We start from the raw sequence: 11,922 nt of genomic DNA, 5'->3' as shown, positions 1-11,922 counted from the left end.
CTCAACCGCTCTGATTCTGTAGAGAACCTCGACTGTCTCGCTCTGACAGAATTGGGATGGTTTGGCGCAATAAACCACATTCCACGATATGAAATAGCTGGTGTGAGGGTACTTCGGCGACATCGTAATGTCGCTCCTCATCGAATCGGTTGCCACTCATGCCCTCCGCGGCCCCGCTCTACATCACCGATTTCGCCGACGAACGCTGTCGCTTCGACAGCTACTGGCCTCGGCTTCGGGAACTCGACGTTCCGGTTCCGAAGACGGCGCTCGTCCCGCTCGAAACGGACGAGGAGGAAATCCGCTGGGACACGGACGCGATTCTGTCGTTCATGGACCGAAACGGGTTCGACCGGGCGTTCGTTCGGACGCAGGTCAAGGCCGCCACGGTCCGACTCCGCGAGGGGTCGTTCATCTACCGCCCCGAGGCGGACGTGATAGACCGGGTGGTCGAATCGCTGCTCACGCAGAACGGCGAACAGGGCTGGCCGCACGGCGGCGGACTCGTGGTGCGCGAGTGGCTCGACTTCGATTTCTGTCGGCACCCGAACCACACCTGCCATCCGTCGGTTCGATTCTTCGTGGACGACGGCGACGTTCTCGGCCACACGCCGCCGACCGCGGAGCGAGCGAGGAACGTCTGCGATGACACCTACGACTATCTCGATCCCGTGATTCGGAGCGTGGACCTCTCCACGCCGCGTCGGTACGCCGAACGGATTGCGAGCGAGTTCTCCGAGACGTGGGACGTCGATTTCATCATGGACACGACGGGAACGTGGTACTGCCCGGAACTCAACTTCAACGGCGTCTACTGGAATCGAATGGAAGAGCGGTGGTGGAACATGTGCGGCCAAGGCGACTTCGAACCGTGGAGTCCGGTCGAGATTCACTCGGCCGCGCTGTACGGAACGAGACCGGACGATTCTGACGACGGAGCGAGATGGTGGTGACGGTTACTTGCCGGTGATGATGCTGGCGAGCTTCTTTCGGTCGCACAGCCGTCTTCCTTCGGAATCTTCGGGATGCCCTCGAACTCGATGTTTCCCACCAGTTTCATCGACACCGAGTGCGGGCCGTCCTATCGATAAGTCTCATCCGGCATCTCGTCGAGTATCGAATCTCCGTCGTTGAGCGATTTCCTCATCACCAACACCGGAATCGACACTTCGCGTCCGTCGTGTTCCTTCTCGACTGCTTCCTCGGCTATCGGGCGGTAGTCCATTCGTTCGTAAAACTCGACGGCGTTGCGCGATGCCCACAGTTCGAGTCGGGTCAGTCCAACACCGCGGGCGTACTCCTCCAGATGGCCGAGGATGGCTGAGCCGATACCGTTCCGTGCGGCGTCGGGATGTACGTACACTGCCCGCACTTCGTCGTTCTCCGGCACGAGATGTCCGTACCCAACCACGCCGTCGTTCACGGCGACGACGAGGTAGTGACCCGGCGTGTCGATGGGATAGCCCCTGGTTCCGTCGTCCTTTTCCGCCCACGCCTCGACCTGTGTTTCGTCGTACGCGTCCGGGCCGAACGCGCGAATCGACGCGATGTGAAGGCGCAAAATCTCGGACGCATCGTCCCGTGTCGCTTCCCGAATCTCGGCCATCTCGTGCGGACCGTCTCTCCGTGAACGGAATAACCGCCCGGTCGCGCAGGTCGGACTGCAGTTCTCCCGTGTTTCGCCAGCCCGTTGTCAGGTGCGACCAAACTACTTGTGCCCCCGCCCAGAAAGGGGTGCTATGGAGTCGAAACGGGAACTACTGGAACTGCTCCTGTCGAACGCCCGCGAGAGCACCGCCGACCTCGCGCGACAGACCGGACTGTCGGAGTCGGAAGTGGAATCGCTGATTACGGAACTCGAATCCGAGGGTGCAGTCCGCGGCTATCAGGCGGTCGTCGATTGGCACAACATCGACGACCAACACGTGCAAGCGGAGGTCGAACTCAACGTCGAACTCGACCGGGAAACCGGCTACGAGGAGATCGCGCGTCGAATAGCGAAATTCCCCAAAGTCGTCTCGCTGCGGTTGATAAGCGGCGATTACGATTTCGCCGTGGACATCGAGGGCGAGTCGATGCACGACGTGTCGAACTTCGTCTCCGAGCAGATAGCGCCCATCCCGGAGGTGACGCAGACGGTGACACACTTCGTCATGGAGACGTACAAGGAACGCGGTATCGAGTTCGAGGACCGCGACGACGACGACCGTCTCTCGGTTTCGCCATGAAGCCCGCCGACCGCGTTCAACAGGTTCCCCCATCGGGGATTCGGCGCTTCTTCGAACTCGCGGAGGAGCGCGACGACGTTATCTCGCTCGGGGTGGGCGAACCGGATTTCTCCGCGCCGTGGGCAGCCAGAACGGCCGCCATCGACGCGCTGGAGCGAGGGAAAACCTCCTACACCGCGAACCGCGGCCGCCGCGACCTTCGGATGGCCATCGCGGACCACGTGGAGCGCTACGACCTCGACTACGACCCGGACGCGGAGATTCTTGTGACGGCGGGCGCGAGCGAGGCCATCGACGTGGCGATGCGGGCGCTCGTGAACCCCGGCGACACCGTGGCGGTTCACCAGCCCTCGTACATCTCCTACGTCCCCGGCGTCGTCTTCGCGGGCGGCGAACCGCTGGCGGTTCCGACGCGGGCGGAGAACGGTTTCGCACTCACCTACGATGCGCTGGAAGCCGCGGGTGCGGCCGACGCGGACGCGCTGATGCTGTGTTATCCCAACAACCCGACCGGCGCGACGATGAGCGCGGACCAACTCGCGGACGTCGCGGAGTTCGTTCGGGAACACGACCTGTTCGTCCTCTCCGATGAGATTTACGCCGCGCTGACCTACGGCGGCGACCACACGTCGATTTCGACGTTCCCCGGCATGCGCGAGCGAACCGTCGTCTTCAACGGCTTCTCGAAGGCCTACGCGATGACCGGCCTTCGACTGGGCTACGCGCTCGGTCCGGCGGACGCCATCGCCGCGATGAATCGAATCCATCAGTATTCGATGCTCTCCGCTCCGGTGACCGCCCAGTACGCCGCGCTGGAGGCGCTCCGGAGTTGCGAAGATAGCGTCAGAGAGATGCACGACGAGTACAACCGCCGTCGGCGGTTCGTCCTCTCGCGCTTCGAGGAGATGGGCCTCGACTGCTTCGAGGCCAGCGGCGCGTTCTACGCGTTCCCCGCGTGCGGCGACGACGACGAGGCCTTCGCGGAGGAACTCCTCGAAGAACAGGGCGTCGCCGTCGTCCCCGGAAGCGCCTTCGGCGAGGGTGGCGCGGGCCACTTCCGCGCCTCCTACGCGACCGGCATGGCCGAGTTGCGCGAGGCGATGAACCGAATCGAGACGTTCGTTCGCGGACGATAGGGACCGTCTTTTCCCCGCTCGTTTTCCGACCACTTTCACTCAACGTACGGCACAGCGTTATTCCGGTATCGCACTTTTTTCTACTCGCTCATGATGACCGAAATCGGTCGCACGACGCTGTTGGTGGACGACTACGACGACGCCATCGAGTTTTACGCCGAAACGCTCGGCTTCGAGGTGCTCTACGACGACGAACTGGAGGAGGGGTATCGGGCCGTGCACGTCGGTCGTCCCGAACGGTCGCCGATCGGACTCTGGCTGATGGAACCCAGCGGCGAGGAGGAACGTGCGTTGGTCGGCGAGCAGACCGGCGACCAACCGGCGTTCGTCTTCTACACCGACGACTGTCGGGAAACCTACGAGACGCTCTCCGACCGAGGTGTCACGTTCCTCGGCGAACCGAAGTCGGACGAAGGCGGTGTTAACGTCCACTTCGAGGACCCGTACAGCACCAAAATCGTCCTCGTCGAACTGGCCGCGTGAATCACTTCAGCGCGACGAGTTCGACCTTTATCCGTTCGGGGTCCTCGAAGTAGACCGCGTAGTGGTCCTCGCCGCCAGCGAACGGGTGGTCATCCTCGTACAGAATCGGGACGCCCTTCGAGCGCAACGTCTCCGTCAGTTCGTCCACGTGGTCGCGCGACGCGGCGTGAAACGCGAGGTGATTCAGCCCCGGACGACGGCGATGATACGGTTCGTCCCGAAACTCCTCGTCGGCTTGGACGAGGACGATGTACGTCTCACCTCGTTTCCACGACCGGCCGCCGTCCCACTCCTGATAGACTGAGTAGCCGAGTTCGTCGAGCAACCAGCCCCAGAAGGACGCCGACGCCTCGAAGTCGCTGGCGTAGAGTTCGACGTGGTGGAGCAGGCCGGTTGGACTGTCGTTCGTCACGGTTGGAATGGCGGTTGCATCATGAAATCACTGTCGACCGTCGAATCTCCGGTTGGAACCGCCGACCCACACTATGACGACTCTTGCGACTGGACGAACACGACTTCGACGGTCGTCTTCTGACCCGTTCGTCGCGTGATGTCGCGGTCGATTCGCTGTGCGATGCCGTCCGGCGGCTGACCCGGCGGGTCGGTGACGATTCGAACCTGTGCGGGTTTCCCCTGGTAGAACTCGATCGGTCGGTACGTCACCGAGGAATTCACGAGTTGATACTCCGCATACGGTGCGTTCTCGCCGTTGAACAGCGAGTGTATCTCGTCGTTCGACTGCTCCTGATAGACCGTCGTCCGGTTCGTTCCGTAGGTGACGAGTCCGAGACCGAGCGAGAGGACCGCGATGGCGACGAGGATGACCGCGATTCGCGCCAGGGTTCTGGAACGGGCTTCCCCGACGGACCGTATCCGTTCGGGGCGATAGCCGGACACCCATAGCAACGCCAGCGCGGTGAGGTTTATCGACAGGAGGTTCACGAGGACGTTCACGGTGCCGCCCAACGCGACGCCGAAATCGAGCCACGCGATTCCGAGGCCGACGGTCGCGGCCGGGGGGACCAACGCGACGGCGATCATCACGCCGACGATGACCGACCCGGAACCGCGCATGAGGCTGATGACGCCCGCCGCGCCCGCGCCGAGCGCCAGCAGCAATGACAGGAAGTTCGGCGTGAACCGTTCCGTCACCGCCGGAATCGTTCGGATATCGATTCCGGGCGGGATGAGCACGGTTCCCTGAACGAGGAACCCGAAGAGGGCCGCGCTCGCGATGGCGACCAGTAGACCGGTGATCTGGTACCAGACGCCCCTGGACACCAAATCGGGTTCGTCAACGACCGTCCCGACGCTCGCGGCCATTGCCGGACCCATCAGCGGTGCGATGACCATCGCGCCGATGATGACGGCCGACGAGTTGAGCAACAGCCCGGTCGCCGCGATGATGGTGCTGATGACCGTCATCGAGAAGAAGGTCGAGCGGTCGGGAGCCATCTCGGACGCCCTGTCGCGGAGTTCCTCGCGGGCGATGTTCACCCCGGCGTACCGCCGTTTGAGTTCCCCGATCCGCCTCGAAACGACCGTTTCCGGCTGTAGCACGATGGTGAAGGCGTCCTCCTCGATGCCCACGTCGCGGAGTTTTTCGAGGATGGGTTCGACGGCGCTCGGCGGCACCGGGAACGTGACCAGCGCGGTGAACTCCGTCCGCCCGGTTTCGTCGAACACGGCGTAGTCTACCCCCTCCTCGTCCAGTGCATCGAGAACGTCCGTCCGTTTGCCACGGGGGACGAGAATTTGCACGAGACGCATACACCTGTTACGTCGGCAGAATATTTAGTTGGTTGTGTAGTTCAGCGCTCCCGGTCACACCTTGACGACGACGGGTTTCGCCACGACGCCGCCGATTCGTTGTCGGCGGTCCGTCATACTCCCGATTCGACTGGTCAGGCGAAACGTTACTGGCCGTCATTCCTAATCCGTTCGCGGTTGCACCGCTCGTATGGCGACCGAAACCCGCTCGTGGTTCGACCGCACAGACGGACTGGCGTCGCTCGATTACGTAGGTATCGTCCTCGCCGCGATTACCGGTTTCATTCACCTCTACGAGGGCGTGGAGGACCTCGGCGAGGGAATCTTCGGAATCCTGTTCATCCTCGCCGGACTCGGCTTCTTCGGTGCCATCGTCCTCCTCTGGTTGGGATTCAATCGGCGGATTCTGTACCCCGTCGGTATCGCGTTCACCGGCATCCAGTTCGCCGCGTACTTCGGCCTGCGCTGGCCGAACGTCTACGAACCGCTCGGTCTCGTGGACAAACTCGTCCAGCTCCTGCTCATCGTCGTCCTCTTCCTGCTGTGGCAGACGGTGGAGTGACGGGCCGCCATCCCTATTGAACCGCGGACCGGATACGAAACGTATGGGCGACCTCTCCATTCGAACGTCTTCGTTCACGCACGGCGAAGAGATACCCGAGAAGTTCACCAAGGAGGGTGCGGACGTCTCCCCGGAACTGACAATCGGTGGCGCGCCGGACGACGCGGCGTCGCTCGCCGTCATCGTCGACGACCCGGACGCGCCGAACGCGACGTTCACCCACTGGACGATGTGGAACCTGCCGTCGGATACCGTCGAAATCCCGGAGGGCGTGCCGACGACGGAGACGGTAACGGCCCTCGGCGACGCGTCGCAAGGCCAGAACGATTTCGGCGACGTGGGCTACGGCGGTCCACGCCCGCCGAAGGGCCACGGCCCTCACGAGTATCGATTTCGACTGCTCGCCGTCGATACGACGTTGGACCTGCCGCCGGGTGCTCCGCGACGGGAGTTGGACACGTCGCTCGCGGGGCACGTGCTGGCTGAGGACCGATTCACGGGCGTTTTCGAGCGATCGTAGACGCTTCGGTCCAGAATTTCCGGTGCGACCGCGTACCCTCTTGCGGACGTTTCGCCGGTCCGTCGTCCGTAACCGATTTCGTCCCACCATGCGAATGAGGTAGCATGACGCTGGCGGACAGGGACTGGCGGCTCGTGCGAGAAGAATCGTGGGACGGCCCGCTGAACATGGCGCTCGACGAAATCGCCGCGGAAACGGCCGCGAACGGCGGGCCGCGAACTCTCCGCGTGTATCGCTGGGACCCGAGCACGCTGTCGCTCGGCTACCGACAGGACCCGGAGACGGTCGATTGGGAGTTCTGCGAGGACGAAGGAATCACCGTCACGCGGCGGCCGACCGGCGGCGGCGGCATTTATCACGACAACTACGGCGACATCTCCTACTCCATCATCGCCCCCGCCGACGAACTGCCGGGCGACTTGATGGAGACGTACGAACTGCTCTGTGAGCCGATTTTTGACGCGTTCGAGCGAATGGGCGTCGACGCGGGGTTCACCGAGGAGAAACTCCCCGTCATCCACGAACCGGCGTGTTACCTCCGGGAACTCCACCCCGCACACGACGTGGTGGCGAACGGGCGCAAAATCAGCGGCAACGCGCAGTATCGCCGGAAGGATGCCGTCATCCAACACGGTTCGCTGAAGTTCGCACTCGACGCGAAACGTCACCTCTCGACGTTTGCGAACCCCGAGACGACGGCGGCGCAGTTCCACGAACGCGTGACCACCATCAACGAGGAAGCCAGCATCGACCGCGACGACGCCGTGACCGCCGTCGAGGACGCGCTCCGCGACTGGGGAGACGCGACAGAAGGGTCGTGGACGGACGACGAACTGTCCCGAGCACGCGAGCACGCGGACGCGAAGTTCGGAAGCGAGGCGTGGACGAAGCACCGCGACGACCCGACCGCGTGAATCGAATTCTCTTCCTATTCCGTAAACCGTCCCGTCTCCGCCCCGCAGACGGCGCATTCGGCGACGATGGCGAGACGGCGTATCGGTGTCACTCCACCCCGAACGTCTCGGGTTCGGTGCCGAACGCCTCCAGAACAGCGTCGTGAACCTCCGCGAGCGGGGGTCGTCTCATCGTCGGGTCGATGGGGTGGTCGCTGACCCAGACGTACCGGACGACGCCCGACCGGTCGATGAGAAAACACGACCGTCTGGCACGGCGGACCATCTCGAAGACGCTGACGCCGACGCTTCGAAGTACATTTGACCACCGAACGGAAGGCTGTGAGTATGCGAGTCGGCGCACACGTTTCCATGTCCAGTTCGAAGGTCACGAGCGACGAGACGAAACCACCCCACGGCAACATCGCGAACGCGGTCTGCCGACAGGTCGCCTTCGGCGGCAACTGCGGGCAGATATTCACCACGTCCCCGCAGGTCTGGCAGGACCCGGACCTCAGCGACGAGGAGGTCGAACTGTTCGTGAACGAAACCGACGAGAAACTCGACGGCCCGTGGGTCATCCACTCGTCGTACCTCGTCAACCTCTGCACGCCGAAGGACGACCTCCGCGCGAAATCCATCGCCAGCATGCAGACCGAAGTGGACGCCGCGGACGAACTCGGCATCGAATACGTCAACGTCCACCTCGGCGCTCACACTGGCGCGGGCGTCGAAGGCGGCCTGGACAACGCCGCCAGCGCGCTGGACGAACTGGATATCCCGGACGGCGTCACCGTCCTCATCGAGAGCGACGCCGGGAGCGGGACCAAACTCGGCGGCGACTTCGAACACCTCGCCACCGTCCTCGACGAGTCCGAGCAGGACCTCGACGTGTGCATCGACACCGCCCACGCCTTCGCCGCGGGCTACGACCTCTCCACCGAGGAGGGCGTCGAGGAGACCATCGAGGAATTCGACGAGGTGGTCGGTCTGGAGCACCTCAAGTGCATCCACCTCAACGACTCGAAACACGAGTGTGGCACGAACAAGGACGAACACGCCCTCATCGGCGAGGGCTACATCGGTGAGGAGGGCATGTCCGCCATCATCAACCACCCCGAACTCGAAGACGTGCCGCTCGTCCTCGAAACGCCGACCGAGGACGGCAAGGGCTTCGCGTGGAACATCGCCCGCGTGAAGGAACTGCGCGAGAACGGCGAATAACGTCGGAACGAGCATCTCTTTTCGAGAGCGTCGAGGACCATGCGGCGATTCCGAGCGCTCCGAATTTTCTCCGTGGCGAACGCTCGGTCGGTCAACCGAACGGTTGTGCCAGCGCGTTTCGCGCGAGGCGGGAGACGCGAACGGCGAGCGCATTCCCGCGCTGGCGGGGAGGTGTGGGGACACCGGCGGTGCGGGTACGGATGCGGATGCAGATGCAGATGCAGATGCGGATGTGGATGCAGATGCGGATGCAGATGCGGATGCAGATGCGGTATGGACGTCGCCAGTATCAGCTCGAAACACGGGTGAGGGACTGGACGGGAATGGACAGGACGAGAACGAGGAAGCGAACGCTCCGAAACCACGTTCGTGATTTTCACCGCGGATAACTCAGGTTTTTTGTCGAATCGGCGAGTAGGTGTATGCCATGCGTTCCCAATCCCCCGCCCTCCGACTCGTCGGAATCCTCGCCTGTATCGTCGGTGTCGTCGGCTACGTCGCCTTCGACTGGCGGTTCGAGTCCACAGGTAGTCCGGTCGTGACCGTGCTCGCACTGGCGTGCGTGGTCGTCGCGGTCGCGGCGACGATTTGGCGGAGCGTCGGCAGTTCGTGAACCGCCGTCAACGGTTTTTCCGGGACTACAGCAGGTAACTCAACAGCCACAGCGCGCCCATCCCGGCGACGATGGTCGCCAAGATGTTCTCGGTTTTCCACGCGACGACGACGGCGAACGCGCCCGCGAATAACCGAAGGTTGTCCGGCGAGAGCGCGAGGCTCCCGTCGGCGTAGACGAACTGGGGGACGACAAGCGCGGAGAGGACGGCGGCCGGGACGAAGCGGAGCGCGCGCTCGACGCCCTCGGGTATCTCGTCTAATCGGCCGAACAGGGCGATGAACGAGACGCGAATCGCGTAGGTGCCGACGCCCGCGGCGAGGATGACGAGCCAGAGGGTGTTCGAGCCGAAGTCGGTGGTCGGTGCGGGGGACATTCAGAACACCTCCTCCGCGGCGAGTCCGGCTCCGATACCGACGATTGCCGCCGCGACGAGGCCGAGGTCGAACGGGAGGCCGTTGGCCGCGACCGCCGCCGCACCGCCAACGATGGCGGCGGCCAGCGTCGCGCGGTCCGTGACGGTCGGGACCAACACGGCGAGGAAGACCAGCGGGACGGCGAATTCGAGGTGCCAGCCTTCGGGAACGCCCCCGCCGAGGAGGATGCCGACGACGGTAGCCGTCTGCCACGCGACCCAGAGCGGCACCGCGACGCCGAGGTAGTACCATCGCCTGCTGGTGGTCTCATCGTTTCTGAACTTCAGCAGGGAGACGGCGTAGGCCTGATCGGTCAACAGGTACGGGAGTGCCGCCTTCCACCGCGCCGACTCGCGCTCGAAGTACGGTGCGATGGAGGCGCTGTACATCATCATCCGGAGGTTGACGACGAGCATGGTCAGGATGACGACGGCGATGGGTGCGTTTCGACCGATGAGTTCGATAGCGGCGAGTTGCGACGCCCCGGCGAAGACGATGACCGACATCGCGAAGGCGTGTATCGCCGGAATGCCGACGTCGACCGCGGCGACACCGGTGACCATCCCGAACGGAACGACGCCGAGCGTAATCGGCAACGCGACGCGGACGCCCGCGAGAAAATCGGCACGTGATGACACTGCCTACTCGTAGACGCTCTGGCTGGTATCAACGTTGGTATCCCGGTCAGTTACGTTCGCCGACCGACCTGTCGCGCGACGAACCACCCCGCTTTTGACGCCGCCCATCAAAAACCGACTGACCATACCCATGCGCGAGTTCTCCGCCGATTACCTCCGGCGAACACGGGACGGAATGTGGGATTCCCGCGACGCGCTCGCCGACCTCGACCTCGATTCCCGGCGACGCGTGCTCGATGTCGGCTGTGGCACCGGCGAGCTGGCCCGCGTCCTCGCGGACGAAACACCGGGCGAGGTCGTCGGGACGGACGCCGACCCGCGACTCCTCTCGGTCGCCGCGGAGTTCGTCCCCTGTGTCGCTGGCGACGCCCACCGCCTGCCGTTTCCCGACGACACCTTCGACCTCGTTGTCTGTCAGGCGCTGCTCATCAACCTCCCGGATCCGATTCGGGCGGTGCGGGAGTTCGCCCGCGTCTCCTCGGACCTCGTGGCCGCGGTCGAACCCGACAACTCCGCCGTGTCGGTCGAATCGACGGTTCCGGAGGAGCGAACCCTCTCCCGGAAGGCGCGCGATGCCTACGTCGAGGGGACGACCACCGACATTACGCTCGGCGGGGACGGCACGCGCGAGGTCTTTCGCACTGCCGGACTCGACGAAATCACCACCCGAGCGCACCACCACGCGAAGACGGTCGAACCGCCGTATTCGACCCGCGACGTCGAGGCCGCGAAACGGAAGGCGACGGCAGGCGCGCTGGCCGACAAACGCGACACGCTGGTCGGACCGCTGTCGCCCGACGAGTACGAGGACCTTCGAGCGGGATGGCGGAAGATGGGCCACGCCGTCGTCGACCAGATGCAGACCGACGACTACCGACGTGCGGAAGTCGTTCCGTTCTACGTCACTTCCGGTCGGGTCTAAACTGAAACCATTTTCACGCCAACGCCTCTCTTTTCCGACATGGACCCACGAGTTCGAGATCACGCGGAAGTCATCGCTGACCACTCCGTGAGCATCGAAAAAGGCGACAGAGTGGAGATTTTGGCACCCACCGTCGCCGAGGACCTCGCCGTCGCGCTTCACGAGAAGATCGGGGAGCGCGGCGCGAAACCGTCGCTCTCGATGCGAAGCCCGCGGGCGAAACGGGCGTTCCTTCGAAGCTGTGACGCGGATGATATCGACCTCCCCGACCACTCCCTGGCGGCGCTGGAGGAAACCGACGTCGTGATCATCATCAAAGGCTCCGAGAACACGGCGGAGACGAGCGACGTTCCGACCGAGAAGGTCGCCGCCCAAGCGCGTGCACACGCCCCGATTCAGCAGGAACGGATGGGGAAACGGTGGGTCGGTACACAGTTCCCCGCGCCGGGCGACGCCCAGTTGGCCGAGATGAGCACGGAAGCCTACGAGGAGTTCGTCTACGGCGCGGTGAACAAAG

At 63.8% G+C, this 11,922-nt stretch carries 18 protein-coding genes; 12 read left to right on the top strand and 6 right to left on the bottom strand.

Annotation, left to right across the window (positions count from 1 at the left end; all coding sequences use genetic code 11):
• The first annotated feature begins 158 nt into the window (after positions 1–158).
• Positions 159–953, top strand: coding sequence for a hypothetical protein (locus tag OPC11_RS09250; protein ID WP_264781686.1), 795 nt, complete (start codon positions 159–161; stop codon positions 951–953).
• Between the two features lie 128 nt (positions 954–1,081).
• On the opposite strand, the gene OPC11_RS09245 is transcribed toward OPC11_RS09250, so the two are convergent.
• The gene (locus OPC11_RS09245; protein ID WP_007982454.1) at positions 1,082–1,606 is read right to left on the bottom strand and encodes a GNAT family N-acetyltransferase; all 525 of its coding nucleotides are present in this window, start codon (positions 1,604–1,606) and stop codon (positions 1,082–1,084) included.
• 133 nt (positions 1,607–1,739) lie between these two features.
• Between OPC11_RS09245 and OPC11_RS09240 the strand changes: the two genes are divergently transcribed.
• The 3 genes from OPC11_RS09240 (at position 1,740) to OPC11_RS09230 (ending at position 3,847) form a co-directional block, all read left to right on the top strand.
• The gene (locus OPC11_RS09240) at positions 1,740–2,228 is read left to right on the top strand and encodes an Lrp/AsnC family transcriptional regulator (RefSeq protein WP_007982456.1); all 489 of its coding nucleotides are present in this window, start codon (positions 1,740–1,742) and stop codon (positions 2,226–2,228) included.
• Positions 2,225–3,364 (top strand): aminotransferase class I/II-fold pyridoxal phosphate-dependent enzyme, encoded by a 1,140-nt coding sequence (locus OPC11_RS09235; RefSeq protein ID WP_264781685.1) that lies wholly within the window; start codon positions 2,225–2,227, stop codon positions 3,362–3,364. The genes OPC11_RS09240 and OPC11_RS09235 overlap by 4 nt, the downstream gene beginning before the upstream one ends.
• A 90-nt stretch (positions 3,365–3,454) precedes the next feature.
• Positions 3,455–3,847, top strand: coding sequence for a VOC family protein (locus OPC11_RS09230; protein WP_264781684.1), 393 nt, complete (start codon positions 3,455–3,457; stop codon positions 3,845–3,847).
• Position 3,848: 1 nt separating this feature from the next.
• Here OPC11_RS09230 and OPC11_RS09225 read toward each other — a convergent pair whose 3' ends face one another.
• On the bottom strand, positions 3,849–4,259 hold the full coding sequence (locus OPC11_RS09225) for a VOC family protein (RefSeq protein WP_264781683.1): 411 nt from the start codon (positions 4,257–4,259) through the stop codon (positions 3,849–3,851).
• 71 nt (positions 4,260–4,330) lie between these two features.
• Positions 4,331–5,617, bottom strand: coding sequence for a TIGR00341 family protein (locus OPC11_RS09220; RefSeq protein WP_264781682.1), 1,287 nt, complete (start codon positions 5,615–5,617; stop codon positions 4,331–4,333).
• A 190-nt stretch (positions 5,618–5,807) separates the two neighbouring features.
• Here OPC11_RS09220 and OPC11_RS09215 point away from each other — a divergent pair, with 190 nt between their 5' ends.
• From OPC11_RS09215 to OPC11_RS09205, 3 genes are all read left to right on the top strand, one after another.
• Positions 5,808–6,179, top strand: a complete 372-nt coding sequence (locus OPC11_RS09215) for a hypothetical protein (RefSeq protein ID WP_007982461.1) — start codon at positions 5,808–5,810, stop codon at positions 6,177–6,179.
• Positions 6,180–6,222: 43 nt separating this feature from the next.
• Positions 6,223–6,699 carry a YbhB/YbcL family Raf kinase inhibitor-like protein gene (locus OPC11_RS09210; protein WP_264781681.1) on the top strand — a complete coding sequence of 159 codons (477 nt, stop codon included), beginning with the start codon at positions 6,223–6,225 and terminating at the stop codon, positions 6,697–6,699.
• Positions 6,700–6,803: 104 nt separating this feature from the next.
• The gene (locus tag OPC11_RS09205; protein WP_264781680.1) at positions 6,804–7,613 is read left to right on the top strand and encodes a biotin/lipoate A/B protein ligase family protein; all 810 of its coding nucleotides are present in this window, start codon (positions 6,804–6,806) and stop codon (positions 7,611–7,613) included.
• A gap of 88 nt (positions 7,614–7,701) precedes the next feature.
• On the opposite strand, the gene OPC11_RS09200 is transcribed toward OPC11_RS09205, so the two are convergent.
• A complete protein-coding gene (locus tag OPC11_RS09200; RefSeq protein ID WP_143154360.1) occupies positions 7,702–7,956 on the bottom strand; it encodes a hypothetical protein in 255 nt (84 codons plus the stop codon).
• Here OPC11_RS09200 and OPC11_RS09195 point away from each other — a divergent pair.
• The 3 genes from OPC11_RS09195 (at position 7,941) to OPC11_RS09185 (ending at position 9,429) form a co-directional block, all read left to right on the top strand.
• Positions 7,941–8,816, top strand: coding sequence for a deoxyribonuclease IV (locus OPC11_RS09195; protein WP_007982468.1), 876 nt, complete (start codon positions 7,941–7,943; stop codon positions 8,814–8,816). The genes OPC11_RS09200 and OPC11_RS09195 overlap by 16 nt on opposite strands.
• A gap of 103 nt (positions 8,817–8,919) precedes the next feature.
• Entirely contained in the window at positions 8,920–9,189 is a 270-nt protein-coding gene (locus OPC11_RS09190; protein ID WP_264781679.1) for a hypothetical protein, read from the top strand.
• A 54-nt stretch (positions 9,190–9,243) separates the two neighbouring features.
• The gene (locus tag OPC11_RS09185) at positions 9,244–9,429 is read left to right on the top strand and encodes a hypothetical protein (protein ID WP_007982472.1); all 186 of its coding nucleotides are present in this window, start codon (positions 9,244–9,246) and stop codon (positions 9,427–9,429) included.
• Positions 9,430–9,454: 25 nt separating this feature from the next.
• Here OPC11_RS09185 and OPC11_RS09180 read toward each other — a convergent pair whose 3' ends face one another.
• Positions 9,455–9,805, bottom strand: a complete 351-nt coding sequence (locus OPC11_RS09180; protein ID WP_007982474.1) for an AzlD domain-containing protein — start codon at positions 9,803–9,805, stop codon at positions 9,455–9,457.
• Positions 9,806–10,483, bottom strand: a complete 678-nt coding sequence (locus tag OPC11_RS09175) for an AzlC family ABC transporter permease (protein WP_007982476.1) — start codon at positions 10,481–10,483, stop codon at positions 9,806–9,808.
• Between the two features lie 130 nt (positions 10,484–10,613).
• Between OPC11_RS09175 and OPC11_RS09170 the strand changes: the two genes are divergently transcribed.
• Positions 10,614–11,405 carry a class I SAM-dependent methyltransferase gene (locus tag OPC11_RS09170; RefSeq protein ID WP_264781678.1) on the top strand — a complete coding sequence of 264 codons (792 nt, stop codon included), beginning with the start codon at positions 10,614–10,616 and terminating at the stop codon, positions 11,403–11,405.
• Between the two features lie 39 nt (positions 11,406–11,444).
• On the top strand, positions 11,445–11,922 hold a 478-nt coding region (locus OPC11_RS09165), incomplete at its 3' end, for an aminopeptidase (protein ID WP_264781677.1).

The sequence above is a fragment of the Haladaptatus sp. T7 genome (assembly GCF_026008575.1).
In the GTDB taxonomy this organism is placed as follows: Archaea; Halobacteriota; Halobacteria; order Halobacteriales; family Haladaptataceae; genus Haladaptatus; species Haladaptatus paucihalophilus.
This window is presented reverse-complemented; position numbering and strand designations above follow the sequence as displayed.